Raw genomic sequence first — 23,036 nt, 5'->3', positions numbered from 1 at the left:
TTCATTTTTTAACCTAACCTACAGTCTTTATGCGCTTTATGCGGGAACCACAATTTCCAAGATTGCCTTAAGCAAGCCTAAGCGATAGCTGACAATTGGTTCTCAATAACAACAAACCAATCATTATCGCTTCTGCTATCAGTGTTAATTAATCTCCCTTCAGAATCAACTGGTAAAGTCTTTAGAGTGACAGAATCAGAAACGTTTCCTCCAATGACATCAATTTCACCGGGTCTTGTCTCTACAACAATATCGGCATGAGATTGGTAAGTAGGCGGGGTATCATATCCTACACCCGACTGCCTTGCACGACCCACCAAATCACCAGGTTGGGGTGAATATTCACTTAACCTGTGACCTATGAAGGCTGCATCGGTATCATTTTCTTTTTTATTTTCAATGGCATCAGTGATGTAGTTAGAATGGCTAGCGGAGTAGTTGAACTCGTCGCCGGCTCCTGCTTCTTTCATAACCCAAGATGTGAAGGCTGCCGACCAAGGCACATCTGTATCTTTCCCGGTGAGATCGTGGTAATACTCCTCAACACTGTCCCAATACTCAGCCACACGTTGCCATCCACCTTCTTCATCTTCTTTTAGCTCACCTCGATCAAAAAATTCCCATTCCTCTATAGCTATACTGACAACATCGGGTTCATCATCCGTTGGCAAGTAGACAACATCACCGGGCTGAAGAGTTATGGCTTGTTCCTCGGTAAAGGTGGTTCCGTCTTCTTTTTCAATTTCTCTCCAAAGACTGCTATCGCCCAGTTCCTCCTCGGCAATCTCTGAGAGAGTGTCCCCTGATTCTATTTCATAGGGAGTGCGCGGTTCATCATCAACGGCGAAACTTGCTTCCCAAGTATTGGGGCCAACGATACCATCTACTGCCAGCCCTTGGTCTTCTTGAAAATCAATGGTAACGCCTTCGCTTTCCGGGCCGTATAAACCATCTACTGCAAGATTATAACCCCAAACGTCTTTCATCTGCTGCTGCCACGTCTCTACATTAGAATCGTAGGTTACGTTTTCCCCTTCTTCGTATATAAATGGATAACCTGGATATTCTGGTGTTGCTAGTTCGACGGTAATTTCTTCGTCATCGAGACCAACATCTGCACTATCATCTTCGTCTTGCAGATCGTCGAGTTCACCGTCAGCAATTGTTTCATCATCTTGAACCAGTTGGGCAAAGATATCGCCTTCATCGCCCTCCGAATCATCACTACCCAACTCTTCGTCAATATAATGGCCGATTTCTTCTAGCAGCACATCTTCCACAGCTTCGAGATTGGTCACATTTTCGCTTAAGAATTCCTCGGATAGATAAATTGTCCCTTCCCCAAAAGCGCCGTTTGCATTATTGAGTTCGGAGGCGGGAACAATTTCTATTTCCGGTATGGCTTCACCGCTTGCCAAATCTTGAATTAAATTCGAGGCTTCTTTGGAAGAAAAATCATCGTCAAAAGCTTGCTCCATCTTGTCAAGAAATTCTTCATCATTGGCAAAGTTCTCCAGTTGCTCCCTCACCCTAAAAATACCCAATTCCAAAGCCATCTCGTTTAGGGAATCGGAAGAGTCCGGAGCCGCCGGTTCTTCGGGGGGAGTTAAGACTCCCATTTGTTCCCCGAGATTGGCAATAGTCGAATCAAAAATATTCTCCGCTAAATCTTCGGTAAATGTCTCCAGTTCTTCTTGAACTGTAGATAAAGCTGTATCCCACACCACCTCGGCCAAGAGGGAGGATACATTTCCGATTAAAGGATCGTTATCGTCCGAAAATTCTAGGGATTCATCCGCAGCGTTTGGGGATTCGGAGGTGACTGTCGAATCCTCAAAAATCGGGAAGTTCCCCAAGATTTCATCGACGGCTTGAGCGAATTGATTTGTTTCTATGTCAATGGTATCCATTTCAATCAAATCGCCGAACGAATTGCCGTAGCTTCCCGCTTGGCTGGAAGTTCCGCCCGAAAATTGAAGAAGATTACTTGGCTGTAAATTGCTTTCCTGTTGCCCCAAATTGGGGACGAGTGAATCCATACGATCAATGATCTGAAAATCGTAACTTTCCATCGGTATTTTTTCGCCTCCTGAGCAAAAGATTCGATTGTTGTTTCGGTTTTTGTATCCCAATAAAATCTTCGTTTTTTTCGCCCAAACAAATATCCTGCTATAGAAATACTTGTCCGAGTTTTAGATTTTTAATTATTTCTTACTTGCGAAGGATTGGCGTATACGAGCGGGTTAGTTTAGGGTTAAGAGTTAAGCATTAATCTTGCAAAGATTGGAGCGAAGTTTATCTTCCAGCACGATGGAAATCTAGTGTTGTATAGTCCTCAAGGTAAAGCAATCTGGGCAACTGGAACGGATCGCACAACGGCTGATATTTTTGCAGTACAAAATGTTTCTGGTAATTTCCGCCACTGTCGGCTATTCCCAAAAAGATGAAATTCTCTACATGGGACTTCAACTGTTAAATAATGCGGGGGGTTCGGTGTTGGTTCCCTTCGGACTTTTGGCGATGTTTGTCGTTACCCTTCACGAACTCGGACACGCTTTCACCCTAAAACAATATGGCGGTATTGTACCCGAAATTGGGTTGTTAATTATGATGTTTATGCCTGCGGCTTACACCAACACCACCGATAGTTACTGTTTAGTCAAGCGCTATCAAAGAATTTTGGTGATAGCAGCCGGGGTGATAGTACAGTTTACCATTGCGGCGATCGCATTGCTGTTGTGGAATTGGTCAAATCCCAGCAGTTGGCTACACACGGCGAGTTATTTATTGATGACTGCGGCTTTATTTACCGTTGCGTTGAACCTCAATCCTTTAGCCCGTTTTGACGGCCTTTCCAACGCAATGGATAGTTGGGGGAGTGGTAATATTGGGACTGGGTGGAATTGGAATGATTCCCGTTAATCATTTCTTTTTATTTTGCAATGTATTTAGGGTTTCCCGAATACCTGAATTAATTTGGGCTTCTTTCTATATATTAATCTGCCTCGTAGGATTAATGTATGAATTAAGCATTGTGCTGTGGGGAACAACAGGACTATTAATCGGCATTGTACTAATAGTTATTGAATGTCAACGTCCGTCCTATCATGGAATTATGTGGAAGAAAATCAACCCGAATCTTGAGCAATGGTTTAAAGATAATGTGAATAAATAATAGGAGATTCAGAGTAACTAAATTTCTCTATCATCAACTCACTATTACAATATATCTGTAATGTAGAACGCGCCGCTTCAATTGTAAAATTCTAAAATTTTCTCTACATCTGAGGAGATTAAACACACATTTAATTGATAAAAAATGTTAGAGTGCTGTATGCAACGGGGGATTAGCGTTCATATTGCCAAACAGCAGATGGTACTCGATGGCTCGATGTCCAGTCGAATTACAGCCACCGTCTTGGGTTTAGCCGCAGAAATTGAACGAGAATTGATTTCCCTGAGAACAACCGAAGCCCTGGCAAAATCTAAAGCCGAAGGACAGAAATTGGGACGACCCAAAGGGCAAAAGGCTATACATCTAAAACTCGATGAAAAAGAAGCCGAAATCCGGGGATATTTAGCCAAAGGAATCAGCAAACGCGCCATTGCCAAATTAGTTGAATGTTCTCCCTCAACCCTCTACCAGTGGATGGAGCGGCGGCACATTCACCCTCGAAAAAAATCTAGAGTGTGAAGGGAGAAAAAGTTCATGCCCAGGCGTAAAATCCCCACAGAAGCATTAGTAGACTTACAACGACGGTTAGGGTTACATCCCCCTCGATGTGCAGAACGACGGGCTTTAATTCAAGAAACTGCCCACTTCTACGGAGTCTCAGAAGACACCGTTTATCGAGCATTGAGAAATCGAACTCCAGTCCAGTCTGCTCATAGAACTGTTCAATAATTGATAATTAATAATGGATAATGGATAATTACCTCAACCATTATGTATAGGATTGATAGAGAGGAAATAATGGATAATGGATAATGGATAATGGATAATGGATAATTATTTTTCAGCAATTATCAATTGGTAATTGGTTGTTGGATTTGGCTGTTTTGACAATAGTTGTCAGAAGTTTTAAGAGTTCTATACAGTCTTGACTAATTGAGTTAAATCCTCTGACATCGATGTAATCTGCTTGATGTAATAGCTCTAACCAATATAGAGTTTCATTGGCTTCTTTCAGAGCAATAGCCATTTTATGTGCAAAGTCGGCACGACTTTCAGCGTGTTCAGCTTCACGCACCAAAGCTCCAATTGCCGTACCACTACGAAGTAACTGTTTTGATAAAACATACTCTTGTTTGTCTTGATTAAGATACTTTGACAATGTTAAACTTGGTGCGTAGAATTCCCTTGGCTCCGATGCAAACGCCTCGAATTCTGGGAGTAGATGACTTTGCATTCCGCAAACGTCATACTTACGGTACGATATTAGTTAATTTAGAAAAAAGTCAACCAATAGCTCTATTAAAAGACCGTGAAGCCGAAACTTTAGTTGAGTGGTTAAAAGAACATCCAGATGTAGAGATTGTTTCACGCGATCGCTCAAAAACTTATGAGAAAGCTATTCTAAAAGGCGCACCGGATGCTATTCAAGTTGCTGATCGCTTTCATATTTTACAAAATCTAGGCCGTTGCCCTAGAACTTGTATTCGGAAGTCATCTCCAAACACTTAAAGAGGTAGAAAAACTACACACAGGTTCTCCAGTAAATGACCCCAGTAAGGTTGAAGTCGTTGCCGTACCTCCCGCTTCAAATCAGACTCAAAAAGAATTGTCTAAAGCGACTCAACGTCGAGAAAGAAGGATTATTATTCATCAGCAAGTATGGGAATTACGTCGCGAGGGTTTGTCTGGATTTGCCATTGCCAAAAAGTTAGGTATTGGAGTTACCAGTGTATTTCGATATCTACGTCATCCCCAATTTCAAAACGGATATTAAGCGGAAAAGCCGATTAAGTTGTCTGTAGGACGCATAAATCTATACTTCCCATAGTTAAGTTAATCCGTTCTTCCTTTGCCCTATCTGTTTCTATTTCTTGAACGTCAGGGTCGTAGTGACCGAGGGCGGTCGAAATTAGATCCATATAAAGATTATATTCTTCAACAGTGGAATCAAAAGTGTTGTGAAACAAAAAAACTGTTTGAGGACATTCGCGCAACAAGGTTATTCTGGTAGTTATGATACGGTAGCTCGTTACACTCGTCGTCCAAGATTTAGACTTAAAAGCATAAATCAGAGCCGGATTAAAAATTATGAAATTGGTGGCAATTTATATTGATGTTCCCACGGCTACCTTTCGCCAATCCCATGCCAGAGAGTACGGAAAGACTTATCTCTATCCACCTCACTCAACGGTGTATGGACTCTTACTTTCTTTTTTTTACTATTCAGCTTGGCTAGGAAAAAACTACTTTTAAATTTGAACCCCCTGGTGATTTGCGAACTTGAATTTGAGTTGGCAACCGTTCTGCCAAAGCGGGTATGTGGGTGATCACTCCAATCATGCGATCTTGTTGGCGTAAAGACTCCAAAATTTGAGTAACACTTTCTAGGGTTTCCGCGTCTAAAGTTCCAAAACCCTCGTCTAAAAACAGACTCCCGAGTTCAACTCCCATCGAAAGTTTTTCAGACAAAGCCATTGCCATTGATAGCGAAGCTGCAAATGTTTCACCACCCGATAAGGTTTGAACCCGTCGAATTTCGCCGCCGTTCCAATTGTCCTCAACATAATAGTCTTTATCTTTAGCTTTTGATGAATCTCGGTGAACTATTAATGAATATCGGTTGTCTGTTAGTTGCTTCATTAACACTGTTGCCCGACCCACCAACTCCTTCTCTAAGTTCTCTAAAACGTAATCCTGAAAGCGATCGGATCGCAAATCGAGCGCCAGTGTATGATAGGTTTGTTCTTGGTCAAGCTGTTCTTCTTTCTGCCTTAAATAATCTAGAGCTTTCTTCAACTTTTTAGTTGCGTCATCTATCCAAGTCGATAATTTTCCTTTATTTTCACTCGCTTCTTGAAGTTCATTTTTGGCAAATTGCAGTTGTTTTTTAAATTCTTCCACCCTTTCCTGCGTTGTTGTTTTCCCATCAATTGCTTTGTTTATATTGTCAATGTTAAAAGGTACTCGGCTTCTTGATACTGTCTTTCGGCTTCCCTTCTTTGAATCTCCAGAACGCCCAACCGTTTTCCCAATTGTTCTCGAAGCTCTAGTTTTGTATTTTCAAATTGTTTTTGAGCTTGACTCAATTTATTTTCTGCGAGCTTAATAGCATCTTGAGCTTTTTGATATTCAGTTCGAGCCTGATTGACCAATGCCCATTTATCTTTTATTTTATCAGTTTTTTGAGCCTGTTCCAACCGATGCGTTAACGTCAGGATTTGACTCTCATTCTGGACTAAAACCGATAGTTTTTTCTGTGTTTCTGCAAGTTTATTGACTAGCTCAAGTAACTTATCCTCACTGTTTAGTTGCGTTTGAGCCACTTTTTCCTGCCGTTGTAACTGCGGAATTCTCTCCTGTTCTAACCGGATTAAAGCTTCGCGTTTTTGTACGATCTCATCTTCCGTAGGTGGGTCTAAATCATTCAATGATGCTTCTATAATTTGACGGCTATTTTTAGCTTCCTTCTCCCGTTCTGAGGCTTTTTTACGCATTTCCTCAAAAATTTCAAATCCGGCCAACTCTCGCAAAATAATGCGCCGTTTAACGCTGTTTCCCTTGAGAAATTCATCGAAGTGACCTTGAGGTAATAAAATAACTCGTGTAAAAGTATCAAAGTCCATTCCTACGATCTCTTCAACCTTGAGAGAACAAGGCTCCCAGGTTCCATTTTGAAGGCGATATAGCAAACATTTTTTCTCGGGATTCTTCCGACGATAACGCCAACTTCTGATTACACTGTATTCCTGTTTACGAACTGCAAATTGAAACTCAACTTTTAGATTATCCGCTCCCAAACTCACTAATTCTTTGCCGTGATCTCTTACATTCAGTCGAGGAACTTTCTCATAAATAGCGTAAGTGATTGCATCCAGTAAAGAAGATTTACCCGCACCCGTCGCGCCAGTAATAGCAAACAAATCCAGTTCGTTAAAATCGATAACTTGACGGGAACGAAAACTCGTAAAACCTTCAACAGTCAATTTAATGGGTCGCATCTTGTAACTCCTGATATAAATTGGAAAAAGCTTCTAATACGAAAGGATTGGGGTTGTTATTTTTCTGGTCTTGGTAATAGCGTTTAAACTCTTCAACCGGGTTAAAATTTCCCGGATTAAAATCCGTTGATTGTTCTTTCTCCTCTGTTCGCGTATATTGGGGTTCAACAATTAAGGCTTGCGGACAAATTTTTCGCACCCGTTCGGCCAAACCCATTTCAGCATTTTCTAATTTGACAATCACTTTTAGAAAACCCGGATGTGTGCGATTTTCTTCCAGCACTTCGTCTAATTCCGCTGCCGATGTCCGAATAACTTTCAGAGGTTTTTGACAGGGAATCGAACAAAATTCAACATGAGCAGGACGGTTGGGTTCAACGGTAATCAGGTTAAATCCTTTGTCCTCCTCCGCTTCACCAAAATCAACTTGAATCAGAGAACCGCAATAAAAAGTAGGGGCGGAATTTGAAATTTGTTGGGGTTTGTGAATGTGACCCAAAGCAACGTATTGAGCGTTAGGGGGGATAATTTGTTCGGAAAGACTGTAGGTGTCTCGGGTGTAAAAATCAACCTCAGAATAAGCTCGTTTGGCTCCATTGAAGGTCAGGTGTGCCATCACAATGTTAACGCTATTTTCCTCAAATTCATTGGTGAGGTTTTCCATCAAATAGCCGATCACTTCTTTGTAGTGCTGACGTTGCTCTAGTTGATCGCGATCCCACAACTCCTCAGCTTTGAGCAAACGGCGTTCTGAAGCAAAGGGGAGAGCCGCCACACAAAGTTTTCCGCTCGCCGTATCTAACTTAATTACCCCTCCTTGACTTCCTTTGCGGGGTTTTCCCCGCGCATGAACGCCAACATAGGAAAGTAGGTGAGCGAGTCCATCAATTCGGATCGCCGAGTCGTGATTTCCCGCGATCGCTATGGCTGGAATATTTGCCGCTTTCAGTTGGCTAAAAAACTTGTAGGCGACTTTTTCAGCCTCAGCCGGTGGTGTGGGGCTGTCAAATAAATCTCCGGCGATTAAAACGGCATCAACCTCTAAAGTTTTTGCACGTTCGAGCAGTTTTTCCAAAGCAAATTCAATCTCTGGAGTCCGATCTACTCCTCGCAGTCGCCTGCCCAAATGCCAATCAGAAGTGTGAATAATACGCACAATTAAAACTCCAAAAAATTACCGTGAGAATAATCGTTTAAAAGCGGTCGAGATCGGCTTCAAGTCGGTCTATTTCGGCTTGAGTCCGGGCGGCTTCAGTTTTGCGGGTTGCATAGGCGGGAAAGGGAAAATTGACCAATAAAGGGGTGGGAACTTCCGGTTGATGAATGAACATACTGCCGGACTTTAGAAGCAGCGATCGCTTGCGACAAGCCCCGGTTAAAAAGTTGTATTCCGGGCGTTCGGCTTCGGCAGAATCAAGCCGCCCAACAACACGAATAGCAGCCTGTCCGACAACGCGGCGTTCAACTTCCGAGGCGGTTTGTTGGGCGGCAATTAGAATAATTCCCAAAGAACGCCCCCGCTCGGCAATTTCAACTAACAGGCTTTTAATCGGACTTTTGCCCTCGCGGGGAGCATATTTGTTGAGTTCGTCGAGAACAATAAAAACAATGGGATTTTGTCCCCGTTTCTCTTTTTCTGTAAAGAGTTTTTGCAGAAGCACACCCACCACAAATTTCTGTGCTTTGCCGCTCAATTTGTTGAGATCAACTATCGAAAGCTGGCAGGAAATATCCAAGGGATCGATCTGATATTTGGCAATTTCTGCGGGGGTTAAGTTTCCGCGAATTAAATGTTCGATGTCTCCGACAATTCCCCAGAGGCGACGAATTAAGGCTTCTGCCGTTGCCGAAGCATTGCGTCCGAGCCAGCCTTTATCTTCCTGTTCAATGAGTTGATATTCGAGGAATTTAATTAAATCTCGAAAGCTTTCAATGCGGTATTTTTCATCGTCACCGTAGGACTCATCCAGTATCAGATCCGAGCCGAATTTACAGTGAGATTGTTTATCGTGGCGATCGCTATCTTCCGCAAGTCGGGCGAGTCGTTCGGTGATACCAGAAACCAAAAAACCCAAATTCCCCCGTTCTAAATCTTCTCCCCCAAACAGAAAGCCAAACAAACGCTCCTTAAATCAATAATTGAAGATTTTTTTTATATTATTGGCTAAAGATTCATTCTACGCCAATTAAAAGAAGCAAGCAACGCATTCAATCAAAAATCCAGTCAGGAGAAGAAGTATTATGGGCCATCTGCTAAGTGCGACCAATAATTTCTGAAGGATTAGATTTTGCGACAAGTAATTCCTGAAAGTCTATACTGACCTACCGCGACATCAATTTTCTGAGCATAGCGACAATTAATTTATGAAATAACAAAAAGCGACTCATCAATACCTGAAAAATAGGACATCGCGACTTACAAAACCTGAAATTTAAGGTTTCAGAGATGCACGATCTCAATTTTTATTAAACAAGAATGAAAACCAAGGATTTCAGACATTTTTTTTTGCGAGTTTATCATCTGAAATTGCGACCTCTAATTCCTGAATTTACAAATAAAATCTGATTGCTATATACAGACGAACAAAATAACTATGGTTTAGAAAAGTCAGATATTATTGCGGATTTTACAGGAGGAACAAAATCTATGACAGTGGGTGTAGTGTTAGCAGGTGCAACTCGTTCTCGCCGTTTGCAATATATTAGTCAGTTGAGTGAAGAACATCCCTTGATGGAAATTAAGATTGCTTACAAGCTCACGCCTCTTAAGACCAGGAATTAACACTGATATTAATATAGGCTTTGGGGTTGAAGTCCCCAAAGTTTTTTTATACTTCTTAACCCGATATGGGTGAAATGTGTAAGCGCACGCAATCGCTAATTATTTTATGACTGTACCGAAGGATGCTTCTGCTTCTCTAAGCATATTTATCATAATTTACCGATAAAGATTTAGATTTTAGACGCATCAATACCCCAAGTATATTGAAATTCTCTTTTTCTAAGTGCTTCAATAAATAACGGGAATTGATTTTCGAGTTTCCCATTTTCTTTACGTGTCCATTGCTCTTGTAGATCTTTTCCGTAAAATAAAGTGATGATCTCTAGATATTGATGTTCTCCAATTGGTAACATTCGATGCCAAACACAGCTAAAAAATTTAGGTCTTTCATCGTTAGGTTGTCGTCCTCCGATAGCAGGTGTCGTCTTAAATTTATGATCGTGAAAGAGTTGAATTGCTCTTGATTGATCAACAACTTGACTATAAACAGTTAGGCGTTGTGGATTCCAAGCCTCTTTCCAGAGTAAGTGATTATTTCCTTCTACACCTAAATAAGACTGTATTTTTTGCCGTAAGTTATCTAGAAATTTTTTCAAGTGATCAGAACTTTGAATAGCAGGCTTTTCGAGATCACTATCCAACCATTCCCAGTGACAACCAATCGCCCGTGTCTTATATTTTGGGAAAAAGTCTTGATGCCAAACTCGACGCCATGATTTGCCAAAACCCGCCATAATGAAGGCAAATTCAAGAACACTCTGCATGAACTTCTGATCTTTCTTGTTTTGTTTGTGTATTTGGTTTTGATTGTTCTGACCTGGATTCTCTACCGTGAGATCAAGGGTTCCCTTGGTCTCATAAATGGGTGTATTTTCTTTTCCAATAGTTTGACTATTATCGATAAACTTTGACTTCCAATAAATCTGTAACGTACCGGGTTCCTTCGTACACCCAAATAGTCTGTTAATAGTTTTCTCCACATCCTTAACCAATTGATTCAAGACCTCCAAAGTATAATTCTTTACTCTGTTCAGAAAACTTACTGTTCTCTAAAAATTGTTGAGGATTGATAGATTCTTGCTGATATTCTTTCCGACTAACATCCACCAGGGACACACCCATTCTAAGTGATTGCCACTGTTGAATAAAATCCGAAAGGCAATGCGATCGCGTCCCGTTCTCTTTGCTGATTTTTCTGCCAGATGACAATGTTGCAAAACATCCCGCTGGGGAACTTGCGGACCCGCCCAAACAAACCCCACACTGGGCGTAATTCTTTTACGTTCTGGTTGATGCCAAACTTGAGACTTGAATTTACAAAACCATTGGAGACATTCTCCGGGCGAAATTTGTTTTTCTGTGTTGTAAAGAACCCCCAAAAAGTCATCTCCGCCCGCATAAATCATCCGCCCTTTTTTCTGTAAATATTTTTCTTGCTATTCTCGCAATTGCTTTCCCCATTCCCGCATTTCTTGACTAAAACTATAAGTTCCTTTTTCCTCCTCTAAAATCCCTTTTTTGCCAACTTTTTTAAAATACTTTGCCGCCCCATCACCATCTCCTAAAAACCACGCCGTCCAGTATTTTTGCTCGTCCTCCGAATCTTTTAATCGGTTTAAGTCTTTGAAAGATGCCGGATTTAATTCTTGGGCAATTTGAGTAATTTGATCGGAGCGATCCTCTATTTCAAGTTGGGAGAGTTGGCTCTTGAGTCGGTTGGCAATATGTTCGTGCGTAATCAAGCGTTTGATCAACTCCGGAATACTCAATTGCTCTCGAATATCAATGAAATATTCTCCGATAACCAAGCTAAGTTTTTCATAAAATGCTCTGATTTTTTGTTATTCTTCCTGATAATTGTAGCGGCGAGGATCGGCAATTCGTCCTAAGTCTGGATAGGCGATCGCATCCGTACCAGAAAGGGTAGAACTTTCTCCCTGCCAATTAATTCCAGTCCAATCTCGTGAAGCCTTAATTTGGTTTATTCGCTCTCGAACTTGAGTAATACTTTCGCCCGGTTTTCCCGAAGCATCGAAATATTCCCAAGCATGATTTTTCCACAGTTCCCAATCTCTTTTCCAAATGCTATAGTTCCAAAGATGGGTTTCTTTTTTCGAGTCTATCCAAGTTCTAATATTGTTTTCTATCCAATCTTGACAACTTTCAGTCAGGAGTCGCCACGCTTGATAAAATTGATGTTGAATTAATTGTAAATTTTCCCGAGAAGTATTACCCTTGAGGATAATTTGATTGGGCATTCCTTGAGTAATATTGGGGAGTGCAGGGGAAACGACCTCAAGCTTTTGTTTCTCTGCGGCTTGGCAAATTACCCAGGACAGAAAAGATAAAATATATGAACTCCCATACAAATCTCGTAGTTTGCGGGATTTTTCGATAAACCCCTGCACCGGAGCAAAGGTAATAACGGTGTAAACTGGCTCATTCATTATTAAATGTAAGATGGATCATTTACTTTTTTGTCAATGGGTGTAATTCCTCTGATTGAACCGAAAGTGGATTCAATTTCTCCCCATTGGTAATGGTTCTATTATGACATGGTATGGAAAGGGGGACTTCCACAGAGTTTCTTAAATTTTAGGAGACAACCTCGCTTAGTGAGCCGCAGAAGTAGCAGTCTGGATTACTTAAACTCTGTGTATCGGTTTTGTACCATTTGGAGTGAGGAAACTCATAAATCCAGTCTAACCCTAGATTGATATTCATTAAGCCACTGAGCATTCCCTGAATCACACCAACCCCGGTGCTAGCACAGATACTATTTAACCAAAAGACAGACGGGTCAGGAATTGTCTCTAGATAACCTCCCTGAGTCGCCAGATGCTCAATTTCTTGGGGTGCAGACTCCAAAGCGGCTCTGTGTAGGTTAATAATGTTACCGCACATCAAGCACCAACCGCCTCCCAAGGGTGGAACGGTTACGCGACAATACATTCGAGGAAGGCGATTAAATTTTATTTCAATATGAGTTCCTAGAGACATCAAGGGTCGCATGGACTGAAGGGCGAGTTCTTGGGCAATTTGTCGGGAATGGTGGTTATCTGTGGCGACAACAATCAAATCTGATGCCATACCATCGACTAAAGTTAAAGCTTTTTCAATTGAACTTGGAACGGTCTGAATTTCTGAATGGGTGGGATAAATTTTCTCAATGAACTGCTTAACATACTCTACTTTGTACAACGGAGATTGCTCTACAGATGCGACTTCAACTCGAATTCCTCGTCTTCTGAGTTTTTCCGCAAGATAGGCAAAGTCCGAATCTCCGGTGACGAGAACCACGATGTCTGGACGGATTTCTAAGGCGAGTTCAACCGCATCCATTGCCATGACAATATCGATATTGGTTTCAAAATCTTCACCTTTGGCTTTGCCTTCTTTGGGAACGACTAAAAACCCGTTACTTTTTGCCCAATAGATGAATTTTTCTTTGGTTTTACGCTGCTCAATAAATCGCTCCCTTGCCGGGGGTAAGCCCACATAAATTACCATTTCGATTAATTCTCTACCTTCGTCGGTATTGGCTAAATAGTCTCGGATTTGTAGCCAATTAACCTTTCGATTGAAACTCTGGGCGCTGAGAAAGGTGTTGTCGCTATCTGCGAGAATTAATACTCGCCGATTTGTCTTCATAAACGGATGCCTTTAGCTAAGATTTGGGTTCATAGGCTGAGTGATTTTTCCTTTCGGTTTACATAATCTATTTATACACCCGGCTGGAAAGGGATCTTTCCATTAGCGATCCGGGTGATACGATCGCTCTGTCAATAAAAAACCCCATATCAAAACATGGGGATTGATAACACTACATATTCCAACTAATCCGATTTAACCCAATCGGTAGGGACTCTATTGTCCATTATTTTGGTACAGTTACGATTGTAAAGTTTCCAACTAATCCGATTTAACCCAATCGGTAGGGACGAATCAGGTTTGAATATGTCTAAGAAATCTATCGTTTCCAACTAATCCGATTTAACCCAATCGGTAGGGTTTTGTATTGATGTCGATATCGAACATAAATCAGAACGTTTCCAACTAATCCGATTTAACCCAATCGGTAGGGAGATGATGAAATACGTGATTGTTATCACACATCATCTGTTTCCAACTAATCCGATTTAACCCAATCGGTAGGGAGTTCAGAATACGATCCTTGTCCTTCAACACCAGCATTTCGTTTCCAACTAATCCGATTTAACCCAATCGGTAGGGTTGGTTTCGCAGTTGGATGAATGTTTGAAAAATATTAAAGTTTCCAACTAATCCGATTTAACCCAATCGGTAGGGGGAAAAAATTCTTCCGGTATGAGAATTAAATCGTTACTTGAATCAGGTTGTCAAGCCAATTGATAATTTTTAAGTTGGTATTATCTCCAACAAAATTAGCCCATTTTCGTTCTTTTTTATAGGTGTCTCCTGCGTGGTCGAAGTATAAGTTAAATAAGGCAATAGCAATATCTGTTGAAATGTCATTTTCGACTTCTTCTCCTATATTTTGTAATCGAATCGCATGGCGGGCTTTTAATTGCGCCCAATCGTTATAAATGTGGTTCCAGTTGGGATTTTCTCCCCAAGTTTTGCCATCGCGATCGCGATATTTAGTTAAAAGATCCAAATCATTCCTGGGACAAGTCCACTGCACAAATTGACCGCTATTAAATACGACTCGAATTGTTACGCGATCGCGATTTAAATTCTTAGCTCTTTTTTCCGCCTCCCGACAATGCTGTAAAATATCCCGTTGGGGAACTTGATGACCCGCCCAAACAAAACCAACACTAAAGGTAAAGCGGTTATCATGCTTGCCATCATTCTTGAAACCCAATTCATTTTCAATGGTTTTTTGCAGGTCTTTCCATTGGTTCTGTAGGTTTAATAACCAATCAAACGCTTCAAAGGGTTTAATTTTTTCGGGTTCTTTTTCTGTGCTACTTTCCTCGCTATAAAGAACACCTAAAAAGTCATCGCCACCCGCATAAACTACACGCCCTTTACCCGCAGGAAACAAGTCTTTTTTTGCCTGAAAATCTTTTCCCCAATTCCTCATTAACTCAGTAAATCGTTTCAGTTCGCGATCGCGAAGTTCTGGGTTATCCTGATGACGACGAGCCAATTCTTGGAGTTTATCTCCTATTTTGTCACCATCACCCATAAACCAACCCGTCCAATATCCTGCTTCGCGGTTGATATCTTTAAAACCTTCATCCAGGGTTTCCATACCAATATCTTTAGCCAATTTGGGTAAAGTCACCAACCGTTTAACCAATTCTGGAATGCTTAACCGCTCCCCCGGAGCAATAAATTTACCGCTGGTTTCTTGTTGAAAATATTCTTCCAATTTTTCATCAGAAGGAATCGAATCTCTAACTTTATAATTTCGAGTGTAAGGCTCATCTAAAACCCAAGCCAGACGATAATAAAACCGTTTTAATTCTTGTTGCTCATTAGTATTTAGCAAGCGTCCCGGTTCTTGTTCTTTTTTACCTAACTGATGCCATGCGATCGCATCGGTTCCGGTTAAACTCGAACTTTCAACAACCCAATTAATCCCCGTCCAATCTCGTTTTAACTTGCGAGTTTCTAAATCATCCATTGCGCTTTTTACCGAGTCACCAGATCCCCAAAAAACCTCCCAAGTATGACTTCCCCAACGTTCCCATTCGCCTTTATTTTTGCCGATTTGGTCTTCGGGTTGTGACCAATAATATTGCTCTTTAGGAATACCCAAGTTATCTTCTATCCATTCTCGACAAATCTTTAAAACTTGTTGCCATTCCTTTAAAAGCGCATTCTGAACATCGTTCCCAATTGTTGAGATAACAGCCACCATTGCGATATTCAAAATCGGTTTCAGCATTAACTATTTTTCGATTAATTAAATACAGAACCAAAGAATCAACAATGGGTGCGCTCCAGTTCTTCAATCAAATCGGAAGCCAAAGCGGGATGGCGTTCGCTTGCTTGATGCAAACACCCTCCGTAGGGGTCGAGTCCCTGCAATTCAATCAAACTGTAGATGTGATTCCACAACACATAATTAACATTTACAAAACTTTACATCGTGTCCGATTTTACACGGCTCTCGGCTTTACTTCCCATAATCCCAAAATCGATTGGCGATTGCTTTTACTCTTTCTACAGAATAGAATAACCTCGTTCTTTTAGATTACACCCTCTTGAAAGGCATTTATATTAGGGATATTCAGATTTTTTCAAACGCAGTGAATCATAAAAAAACCCTAAACCGATGAGGCTAGGGCTTGAGCGTTACTGCAACTTAAGGAGATTAGAGCGAATCACAGAGAGAGCATGAGTAAGGTATAAAACTACTTATACTATTTAAGGTTTAAGCGGACTGTTGGTGGCAACCCAGATGGTTTGTTTTTCATCTTGTTTTTAATATAAACCCAAACAACCTTAAATGGCTACGGGGAAACTACGGATATTTTGAAAGTTTTTCCCCATCAAAACGTTTACCGCTCTCCGTGAAATTACTGAGTTTCCGGTTGAGTCCGAGTTGAGGGGTTGAATGCCTTCGACGAAAAATGATTTCTTCGACAATGAGTGATTATTTATTCAACAATTAAATCAAAACCCTAGCCTATCGGGGGTCGGGCAATGGGTTCGGTAATTATACGGAGAAATCACCAGTTTTTGCTGCTTTTTAAATTATCAAAGTTCCGTAATTCTCCCGTAGCTATCGAAGGTTTTTCAGTTTATTGTTGAACCAGGAACAGAATCCACTTGTATCATTCGAGTAACTAATCATGGTTGAACTAATTCTTAGTGTCTTACCGTTGCTCATTACAGGGTTAATTGTCTGGAAAACTTACCTCTGGGTTTTCAAATCATCTGTATGGTTTTGGAGAGGGATAATTTGCGCTGCGCTAATGGGATTGTTCTTCATTCCAATTTTCATCGCACCGCTATTTTTCGAGGGTCTGGATTGGTTGGGTGCCATCGGACTGGCAATAAAAACCAACTTTTACTTTATATTAGCTGCAATTCCTGGACTCTTAGCAACAATGGGAATAGCCTTAGTTCTGGTTCAACTTGGGGTAATTGTTCCAACGTCACTATGAGCAACTGCTTTTAATTGGTTGGCATTTTGTAATAGCTTCCAAGTGCATTAGCCCAACTATAGAGAAAAAAATATCCGTGCAACTCTAGTCTACTTTGTTTTAACTTGAGAGAAATCAAATCCTGGAAGACTTGACCGTAGGTTTTTGAGAATTGGCTATCATTATATTGATAATTACCGAAAAATAATTATCCATTATCCATTATTAATATCTACAGAGATCGAACGGGAAACTACCACTTTACTCTCTTGCTTTAATTCCCGTTGAACTTGCAATAATAACGTGGTTTTCCCACTGCCTACAATTCCCGAGAGTACAATCTTTGCGATTGGGAAGGTGAGTACGAACTTCCACACCTAAAAATTTCATCACTGACTTGCAAGGTTGAACGGGCCATCCGACTGATTTCTGCAAAAATCACCACATCTCCCGCTTGCGCCGTTTGAGTTAATAATTTTCCCACTGCTCTGGACTGCCATTTAATCCTTCCAGAAGTCGCATCTTCAACAAATTTGAGAGAACCCAAGTTCCGGGTATTGGCATACTCGAAAATACCATGACATCGATACAAGTTTCTCCATATAAAGCTCAATTGTATGTTGTCTTACATCGCTATTAATAAGACATTGTTTGACGTGAGGATGCTCACCAAACCAGCTAGACCAAGCTAAGATATCGTTTTGGAAACAGGTCACGGGATCGCGAGGATTATTGAGAATCAAAACTTTTCCTACCATTGCTTCTAATTCGGTAATTTTCTTATGATGAAGTGGAGTTCCCATAAGAATTACAGTAATTTTGGACAGATGAGGATTTCCTTCCCGGTAAAGATCTCCAACTGCTGCGTGAGCTATCAACCCTCCTTCGCTGTAGGTAACTAACTGAATTTTAGACAAATTACCACTCAAATTTTTCCGCAATACTTCCTTGGTTGCCTCAATAATCGATTCATTTCCCCGGCCGATCAACTGATTGCCGAAACGGTTAACAAAAGCCTTGATATAATCAACTTCTTTGTAGCAATTTCCATCATCAGCCTGACATAAAGAGCCGTTACGAATTAGCTGAACTGGATGATAAAATCTAGCAGCCAATTCTTGGGATATCGTTCGTTCTTCAAAGAGACTTACCACACCGTTGAGCCAAAAAATATTAGGATCATTTAATGTCTGACCATTGGACGGGTTTGAAGATTGAACGGTGACAACTTGACCGTCGTTGGGAAGCGATACCCGAGAAATATACTGAGTTATGAGTACCATCGCCGTACACAACCAAAAAACCGAAGCAAAACTTTTTTTAAAATAATGAGAGAACAACCACAAAAAAGCTATTTGTCTTCGGGTAACTCCAACCTGAAAGGGGGATGCGGAGTAACTCTGCCCATCTAATAATCTGTTCATTACCATGATTAACTTCCCAATTTTTCAACGGCTTTTCAGCGGTCATTCGGAAAGAATGCTGCCAATTTATACCCCGGATTTCTTCCCCTCCATTTTTCGGAATTTTGTTCGCCTTTTGGGGGTTGTTAATTTTTATTTATGCCGGTGATATTTGGGCATAAAGTTCAAGCCAAATATTAAGGACTGACTTTTCTTAAAAGTTTGAATTGATTCGAGACGATCTGGCCGATGAATACTCGTTTCTTGATTTTCACCGTGCAAATTTGCCGAATTTTCCGGATTCATTGTCTTTAACACAAATACTTTGTTAGCCGGAATCCAACCTTTTAATCCGGACTTTTCATGGAGTACATAGTACCAGATTTGTCCGCTATCGGCGGCGCGTTCGGTCTCTGATATTAAAACTTGATCGCCTGATTTTGCCGCGCCAATAGAGACTCCATCCCATGAAGGCAAGGCGCGAATTTCTACTTGTCCACCGGGAAAAAGAGTTCTCAAAAAACCAATCTGAACCTTTCCAATATTCATTTTAAATTTCCCTATCTTTCAGTTGACCCAGATATTTGATGAGAAGAAATAAATGTTCAGGGGGCTTTCTTCTAACTATCTAACTAGCAAGATAAAGAAACAGACTCAGTGATACAATTACCTTTTCTGCACGATTGATGGCAAATCTGGTACAAACTAATGGCAGAATAACGTGATTACCATTGCACAGAAGTGCAAGACCAACCACTCCAACTTTGACACCGAACTACTCGGGACACTCACGACTCAACACAACTTTTCCATTGGGTAGTCGATAAAGTCCTTGCGGTTCTACAATCGGATCGCCAACCTGCCAAGAACGCCGAGGATTGGCCGTTGAGGGCTTGTCGTCATCGGGTAGAGTTTCCACATCCACCGTCGAAAAGGTAGACATCTGCATATTTCCGGGACGCTGCGGTAAACCCCCGGTACCCGTAATCATAAAGCTACCCCTGGGTTGATCGCGGCGGACAATGCAACTATTAGCCAGCAGGATGTCGGTGTCTATCTGATTTTCGGGTAGATCGGCGAGGCTATTTTGAATAAAGGTAGTATCGGATATGACGATCACTCCACTAACGACGCCGGTGGCATTAACGTCTACTCGGTTATTATTGTCGAGAGAATCGGTGTTTCTGTTGCGAGATACCGGACTATAGTTTTGACCAAAGAATGCGGGGCTGTCGAGAGTGATATCTCCCCCTTGACCATCGTTAGCAAAGGCGAGAATATCGCTGTTATCGAAAGCGAGGATAGAGTCGGCTTTCAGGTTGATATTGCCGCCATCTCCCGCACCTTGGTTAACATTGGTGGTGATGCCACTATCGTCAAACAGGCGAATCTGGTCAGCGGTGATGTTAATATTTCCTCCAGAAGATTGTTCGGAGGAGGTTGCAAACCTGCCATTTCTGGCGGTCAGTTCTCCGGTATTAATGGTAATGTTTCCGGCATCCCCGGCCGTTGCAGATTGGTCTGTAGACAGGGCGAGTAAACTAGCCTGATTTAAGTTTACAGACTGGGCGGCGTTGATGAGAATTTCACCGGCTTTAAAGCTAGTCTCGGTTTGGGCATCTAAAACGGCTTCATTGCTGAGGTTGAGGGTGTTGGCGCTCACGCGGATGTCGCCCCCTTCGCCGGCGCCGCCGGACTCCACACTGCTGAATACTCCGCTATTTTGTCCGTTGCTACCCACCCCGTCAAAAGAAACGGTATCGCGAACAACTATATTCACGTTGCCCCCGTTTCCTTGTCCAGAGGTGGCGGAAATCAATCGGGCGCCATTGGTCATCAAAAGGGACTCGGCGGTTATCTCGATGTTGCCCCCATTGCCGACGCCACCGGCTAACGTTTGGCTGCCGATACCCGTGACTTGCGTGCCAGTCCCCACCCCATCCAAGGAAACGGCATCGCTGGCGTTAATGGTGACATTGCCGGCATTTCCCCGCCCGGAGGTATTGGCTACCAAGGTGGCGCCGCCCGATAACGATAGCGTGCCTGTGGTGATGGTAATGTTGCCCCCATTGCCCACCGCGTTTTCAAAGACTTGGCTGCCGATGCCGGTGGAAGCACCATCCAAAGAAATGGCACCGCTGGCGTTAATGGTGACATTGCCGGCATTTCCCCGCCCGAAGGTATTGGCGGGGCAAGGTGGCGCCATCGGATAACGATAGCGTGCCTGTGGTGATGGTAATGTTGCCCCCGTTGCCCACCGCATTTTCAAAGACTTGGCTGCCGATGCCAGTCGAAGCGCCATCCAAAGAAATGGCACCGCTGGCGTTAATGGTGACGTTGCCGGCATTTCCCCGTCCGAAGGTATGGGCTACAACGTTGGCGCCGCCCGATAGCGACAGCGAACGGGTTCTGATGTTGATATCGCCTCCTTTGCCCATTGCTTCGGAAAAGACCAAATTCTCGATCGAACTGCTTTCGGTGAGGTTTATTGCTTCTGTGGCATTAATTTCTATGTCTCCGGGGTTGCTGTTGGACGACTCCAACCCGGAAGATCCGGCCTGAAGCCGACTTTCTCCGGCCATTGTTAGGTTTCGGGCGTCGATCGCGATCTTCCCATCGCCGTTGGCGCTGACATTGATTTTAGTGCCATTGTGGAGCGATACATCCGAAAGCGGCAGGTCATCAGCCAACGGAAAGTTTAAACTCGGTTCGTAACTATTGGCAACCGACCCAACGGTTCCTTCTCCGGTTACTCCTCCCAACTGGATCTGACCGCCGTCGGCTTGAAGCTGTCCGCCGTCTATGCTGAGATCACCGCCAACCAGCGCCAAGGTCTTACCCGGATTCACCTGTAGATGGGAGCCTCGCACTTCAATGTTCCCCGGATTGTTCCCGTATTGTAAACCGAAAGGTACGCTAATCGTCAGCAGAGGGGGCCCTTGAGGATTGGTGGCGCCAAATTCGCTACCATCGGCAAAGGTGAAACTGTTGGCTGTGGAGGCCAAAAACGATCCTTGAATGTCTAACTGGGCATTGGGGCCAAAAATTATTCCGTTGGGATTGAGTAGAAACAGGTTGGCGGTGCCGTTGGCGCGAATCCATCCGTTAATATAGGAGAGATTGGAACCCGTCACCCGGCTGAAGATATTTTCAATTTCCGGGGGATTGTTGAAAAACGCCTCGCCCCCTACGGGTACAGAAAACTCCCTAAAGCTGTGGAACAGGTTGCTACCCCGGACGGTCCCCCCCTCGATTGTACAGGTTGTGCATCCGGGTGTTACCCTGGAGTTGACCGGAAGCGTATGATCCGGGACGATTTGGGCGCTAACGGAGCCAACGGTTATCAGGTAGGTGACAACGGTGCTGCTGGCGATCGCAAACCGATCAAGACGTTTTTCCATAATCTTGTTAAGAGGATTTTGGTACTGGAGTTTAGGCTATTTGTTGGTTTGAAAATCCAATACCGGGGCGATTTTTCGTCTGGTCATCATTGTGAACGCTTGGGTTTTAACGCCCAAACCTGTTCAGTATAAAGAAAAAATACTGTAAAAATTCTTGGGGCGCAACGGCCGCCGATTTTATTTGTATACTAAAACCTTGAACAATGGGAAATCTTTAACCTTCTCTACCCACTTCATCACCCTACTCTGCAAGCCCCATTGCACACTTGTGCAATCAAATTGTCACGGGCGGGTAACGACTTACCCAGTCAATCTTTAATATCTTAAGACAGTTAAAAGATTTTTATCGTTTAAATTAATAATTTGTTCATTTTCCTAATAGAATCGGCTCAAACTCACAAGATTTGGCAGCTATCTTTTAATCTGCTAATGACTTCACCTTAATTTTTATCCCGCCTTACTCTATGCCATAAAATACAATCATGTTCTCAACTCCGAGGTTTCAACAATGAGCCAAAATTCCCCCGATCAAGAAACGCTCAAAATACTGGTGGTAGATGACCACGAATTAATCCTCAATGGAACCCTCGACTTACTCAAACGACACTATCGACAAGCTGAAATCCTAACCGCAAAAACAACCCAAAATGCACTTGAGAAAGTTGAAGCATTTCAGCCCAATTTAGTTATTATGGATCTTTCCCTACCCGAAACTTCCGAGGACACCGCCGAAATTAATCGGGGAATTCAAAGCCTGAGAACGTTAATGAAAAATTATCCTTTGCTTAATTTGGTGGTGCAAAGCAGTTATGTTAAGGCGTTGGTGCGGATCAAACCGGATATTGATGCTCACGAAGGGGGATTTACCGCAGCCGACAAAGCGCTTTCTAGCCAGGAAATGCTGACCCGAATTGATTTGGCGCTCAAAGGCGTTACCCATACCAAAGACCTAAAAATGCCCTCAGGAGAAGTTAAACCCGAGTGGCTGGATGTACTTAATTTCGCCTTTGAAGAAGGGTTAGAAGATAAAATTATTGCCGATCGCATGAACGTATCTTTAAGAACGGTACGCCACTACTGGACAAAAGTTCAAGACGTTTTGGGCGTTTACCCGGAAGAGGGAAAAAGTCTCCGCATTCAAACGGAGAAACGGGCCAGAGAAGAAGGATTTATTGATTAATAAATACAATTAAGG

General features: G+C 42.4%; 29 protein-coding genes and 1 CRISPR repeat array. Of the genes, 9 read left to right on the top strand and 20 right to left on the bottom strand.

All coding sequences use genetic code 11. The features are described from left to right. Positions 1 to 77: 77 nt before the first annotated feature. Positions 78 to 2,039, bottom strand: coding sequence for a DUF2272 domain-containing protein (locus ACL6C3_RS14675; RefSeq protein WP_413167946.1), 1,962 nt, complete (start codon positions 2,037 to 2,039; stop codon positions 78 to 80). 361 nt (positions 2,040 to 2,400) lie between these two features. Here ACL6C3_RS14675 and ACL6C3_RS14670 point away from each other — a divergent pair, with 361 nt between their 5' ends. The 3 genes from ACL6C3_RS14670 to ACL6C3_RS14660 all read left to right on the top strand — a co-directional run bounded on the left by ACL6C3_RS14670 (position 2,401) and on the right by ACL6C3_RS14660 (position 3,904). After that, complete coding sequence (locus ACL6C3_RS14670) at positions 2,401 to 2,922, top strand: hypothetical protein (RefSeq protein WP_413167945.1); 522 nt, start codon at positions 2,401 to 2,403, stop codon at positions 2,920 to 2,922. A gap of 397 nt (positions 2,923 to 3,319) precedes the next feature. Next, positions 3,320 to 3,694, top strand: a complete 375-nt coding sequence (locus ACL6C3_RS14665) for a recombinase family protein (protein WP_413167944.1) — start codon at positions 3,320 to 3,322, stop codon at positions 3,692 to 3,694. Between the two features lie 15 nt (positions 3,695 to 3,709). Further along, positions 3,710 to 3,904: a hypothetical protein gene (locus tag ACL6C3_RS14660; protein WP_413167943.1), complete on the top strand. Its 195-nt coding sequence runs from the start codon at positions 3,710 to 3,712 to the stop codon at positions 3,902 to 3,904. A 112-nt stretch (positions 3,905 to 4,016) separates the two neighbouring features. Here ACL6C3_RS14660 and ACL6C3_RS14655 read toward each other — a convergent pair whose 3' ends face one another. Continuing rightward, a complete protein-coding gene (locus tag ACL6C3_RS14655) occupies positions 4,017 to 4,334 on the bottom strand; it encodes a four helix bundle protein (RefSeq protein ID WP_413167942.1) in 318 nt (105 codons plus the stop codon). An 11-nt stretch (positions 4,335 to 4,345) separates the two neighbouring features. Here ACL6C3_RS14655 and ACL6C3_RS14650 point away from each other — a divergent pair, with 11 nt between their 5' ends. The 3 genes from ACL6C3_RS14650 to cas5 all read left to right on the top strand — a co-directional run bounded on the left by ACL6C3_RS14650 (position 4,346) and on the right by cas5 (position 5,428). Beyond that, positions 4,346 to 4,684 carry an ISL3 family transposase gene (locus tag ACL6C3_RS14650; RefSeq protein ID WP_413167941.1) on the top strand — a complete coding sequence of 113 codons (339 nt, stop codon included), beginning with the start codon at positions 4,346 to 4,348 and terminating at the stop codon, positions 4,682 to 4,684. Positions 4,685 to 4,781: 97 nt separating this feature from the next. Beyond that, positions 4,782 to 4,949 carry a hypothetical protein gene (locus ACL6C3_RS14645; protein WP_413167940.1) on the top strand — a complete coding sequence of 56 codons (168 nt, stop codon included), beginning with the start codon at positions 4,782 to 4,784 and terminating at the stop codon, positions 4,947 to 4,949. 314 nt (positions 4,950 to 5,263) lie between these two features. After that, on the top strand, positions 5,264 to 5,428 hold the full coding sequence (cas5, locus tag ACL6C3_RS14640; RefSeq protein WP_413167939.1) for a CRISPR-associated protein Cas5: 165 nt from the start codon (positions 5,264 to 5,266) through the stop codon (positions 5,426 to 5,428). On the opposite strand, the gene ACL6C3_RS14635 is transcribed toward cas5, so the two are convergent. The 4 genes from ACL6C3_RS14635 to ACL6C3_RS14620 are packed head-to-tail and all read right to left on the bottom strand — an operon-like array spanning position 5,408 to position 9,293. Beyond that, the gene (locus ACL6C3_RS14635) at positions 5,408 to 6,076 is read right to left on the bottom strand and encodes an SbcC/MukB-like Walker B domain-containing protein (RefSeq protein WP_413167938.1); all 669 of its coding nucleotides are present in this window, start codon (positions 6,074 to 6,076) and stop codon (positions 5,408 to 5,410) included. The genes cas5 and ACL6C3_RS14635 overlap by 21 nt on opposite strands. Positions 6,077 to 6,114: 38 nt before the next feature. Continuing rightward, on the bottom strand, positions 6,115 to 7,173 hold the full coding sequence (locus ACL6C3_RS14630; protein ID WP_413167937.1) for an AAA family ATPase: 1,059 nt from the start codon (positions 7,171 to 7,173) through the stop codon (positions 6,115 to 6,117). Next, entirely contained in the window at positions 7,160 to 8,329 is a 1,170-nt protein-coding gene (locus tag ACL6C3_RS14625) for an exonuclease SbcCD subunit D (protein ID WP_413167936.1), read from the bottom strand. The genes ACL6C3_RS14630 and ACL6C3_RS14625 overlap by 14 nt, the downstream gene beginning before the upstream one ends. A 37-nt stretch (positions 8,330 to 8,366) precedes the next feature. After that, the gene (locus ACL6C3_RS14620; protein ID WP_413167935.1) at positions 8,367 to 9,293 is read right to left on the bottom strand and encodes an ATP-binding protein; all 927 of its coding nucleotides are present in this window, start codon (positions 9,291 to 9,293) and stop codon (positions 8,367 to 8,369) included. Between the two features lie 527 nt (positions 9,294 to 9,820). Between ACL6C3_RS14620 and ACL6C3_RS14615 the strand changes: the two genes are divergently transcribed. Then, on the top strand, positions 9,821 to 9,955 hold the full coding sequence (locus ACL6C3_RS14615) for a hypothetical protein (protein ID WP_413167934.1): 135 nt from the start codon (positions 9,821 to 9,823) through the stop codon (positions 9,953 to 9,955). 170 nt (positions 9,956 to 10,125) lie between these two features. Here the strand turns inward: ACL6C3_RS14615 and ACL6C3_RS14610 are convergent, their stop codons facing one another. The 8 genes from ACL6C3_RS14610 to ACL6C3_RS14575 form a co-directional block, all read right to left on the bottom strand. Beyond that, positions 10,126 to 10,956 carry a hypothetical protein gene (locus tag ACL6C3_RS14610; protein ID WP_413167933.1) on the bottom strand — a complete coding sequence of 277 codons (831 nt, stop codon included), beginning with the start codon at positions 10,954 to 10,956 and terminating at the stop codon, positions 10,126 to 10,128. 48 nt (positions 10,957 to 11,004) lie between these two features. Then, complete coding sequence (locus ACL6C3_RS14605; protein WP_413167932.1) at positions 11,005 to 11,361, bottom strand: Cas10/Cmr2 second palm domain-containing protein; 357 nt, start codon at positions 11,359 to 11,361, stop codon at positions 11,005 to 11,007. Between the two features lie 30 nt (positions 11,362 to 11,391). Further along, positions 11,392 to 11,763 carry a hypothetical protein gene (locus ACL6C3_RS14600; RefSeq protein WP_413167931.1) on the bottom strand — a complete coding sequence of 124 codons (372 nt, stop codon included), beginning with the start codon at positions 11,761 to 11,763 and terminating at the stop codon, positions 11,392 to 11,394. A 33-nt stretch (positions 11,764 to 11,796) separates the two neighbouring features. Then, a complete protein-coding gene (locus ACL6C3_RS14595) occupies positions 11,797 to 12,402 on the bottom strand; it encodes a type III-B CRISPR-associated protein Cas10/Cmr2 (RefSeq protein ID WP_413167929.1) in 606 nt (201 codons plus the stop codon). Positions 12,403 to 12,550: 148 nt separating this feature from the next. Continuing rightward, positions 12,551 to 13,606, bottom strand: coding sequence for an NYN domain-containing protein (locus ACL6C3_RS14590; RefSeq protein WP_413167928.1), 1,056 nt, complete (start codon positions 13,604 to 13,606; stop codon positions 12,551 to 12,553). A 177-nt stretch (positions 13,607 to 13,783) separates the two neighbouring features. Then, positions 13,784 to 14,263: a CRISPR direct-repeat array (repeat unit 36 nt; unit sequence GTTTCCAACTAATCCGATTTAACCCAATCGGTAGGG). A gap of 25 nt (positions 14,264 to 14,288) precedes the next feature. Beyond that, complete coding sequence (locus ACL6C3_RS14585) at positions 14,289 to 15,128, bottom strand: Cas10/Cmr2 second palm domain-containing protein (protein ID WP_413168331.1); 840 nt, start codon at positions 15,126 to 15,128, stop codon at positions 14,289 to 14,291. 577 nt (positions 15,129 to 15,705) lie between these two features. Beyond that, a complete protein-coding gene (locus ACL6C3_RS14580; RefSeq protein ID WP_413168330.1) occupies positions 15,706 to 15,867 on the bottom strand; it encodes a hypothetical protein in 162 nt (53 codons plus the stop codon). Between the two features lie 4 nt (positions 15,868 to 15,871). Beyond that, positions 15,872 to 16,009 carry a CRISPR-associated endonuclease Cas1 gene (locus ACL6C3_RS14575; RefSeq protein WP_413167927.1) on the bottom strand — a complete coding sequence of 46 codons (138 nt, stop codon included), beginning with the start codon at positions 16,007 to 16,009 and terminating at the stop codon, positions 15,872 to 15,874. 734 nt (positions 16,010 to 16,743) lie between these two features. Here ACL6C3_RS14575 and ACL6C3_RS14570 point away from each other — a divergent pair. Next, positions 16,744 to 17,058 carry a hypothetical protein gene (locus ACL6C3_RS14570; protein ID WP_413167925.1) on the top strand — a complete coding sequence of 105 codons (315 nt, stop codon included), beginning with the start codon at positions 16,744 to 16,746 and terminating at the stop codon, positions 17,056 to 17,058. Between the two features lie 194 nt (positions 17,059 to 17,252). Here ACL6C3_RS14570 and ACL6C3_RS14565 read toward each other — a convergent pair whose 3' ends face one another. From ACL6C3_RS14565 to ACL6C3_RS14540, 6 genes are all read right to left on the bottom strand, one after another. Then, positions 17,253 to 17,414, bottom strand: a complete 162-nt coding sequence (locus ACL6C3_RS14565; RefSeq protein ID WP_413167924.1) for a GTP-binding protein — start codon at positions 17,412 to 17,414, stop codon at positions 17,253 to 17,255. Then, the gene (locus ACL6C3_RS14560) at positions 17,357 to 17,584 is read right to left on the bottom strand and encodes a recombinase family protein (protein WP_413167923.1); all 228 of its coding nucleotides are present in this window, start codon (positions 17,582 to 17,584) and stop codon (positions 17,357 to 17,359) included. The genes ACL6C3_RS14565 and ACL6C3_RS14560 overlap by 58 nt, the downstream gene beginning before the upstream one ends. Then, a complete protein-coding gene (locus ACL6C3_RS14555; RefSeq protein WP_413167921.1) occupies positions 17,562 to 18,320 on the bottom strand; it encodes a hypothetical protein in 759 nt (252 codons plus the stop codon). Before ACL6C3_RS14555 ends, ACL6C3_RS14560 begins: the two co-directional genes overlap by 23 nt. 273 nt (positions 18,321 to 18,593) lie before the next feature. After that, on the bottom strand, positions 18,594 to 18,989 hold the full coding sequence (locus ACL6C3_RS14550) for a hypothetical protein (RefSeq protein WP_413167920.1): 396 nt from the start codon (positions 18,987 to 18,989) through the stop codon (positions 18,594 to 18,596). Between the two features lie 226 nt (positions 18,990 to 19,215). Further along, entirely contained in the window at positions 19,216 to 20,646 is a 1,431-nt protein-coding gene (locus ACL6C3_RS14545; RefSeq protein WP_413167919.1) for a hypothetical protein, read from the bottom strand. Beyond that, complete coding sequence (locus tag ACL6C3_RS14540; protein WP_413167918.1) at positions 20,585 to 21,841, bottom strand: filamentous hemagglutinin N-terminal domain-containing protein; 1,257 nt, start codon at positions 21,839 to 21,841, stop codon at positions 20,585 to 20,587. The genes ACL6C3_RS14545 and ACL6C3_RS14540 overlap by 62 nt, the downstream gene beginning before the upstream one ends. Positions 21,842 to 22,349: 508 nt before the next feature. Between ACL6C3_RS14540 and ACL6C3_RS14535 the strand changes: the two genes are divergently transcribed. Then, a complete protein-coding gene (locus ACL6C3_RS14535; protein WP_413167917.1) occupies positions 22,350 to 23,021 on the top strand; it encodes a response regulator in 672 nt (223 codons plus the stop codon). Positions 23,022 to 23,036: the final 15 nt, after the last annotated feature.

Source organism: Capilliphycus salinus ALCB114379, from assembly GCF_047276495.1.
Classification (GTDB): Bacteria; Cyanobacteriota; Cyanobacteriia; order Cyanobacteriales; family Microcoleaceae; genus Capilliphycus; species Capilliphycus salinus.
The sequence above is the reverse complement of the archived record's forward strand: the minus strand, read 5'-3'. Positions and strand labels throughout refer to the sequence as shown.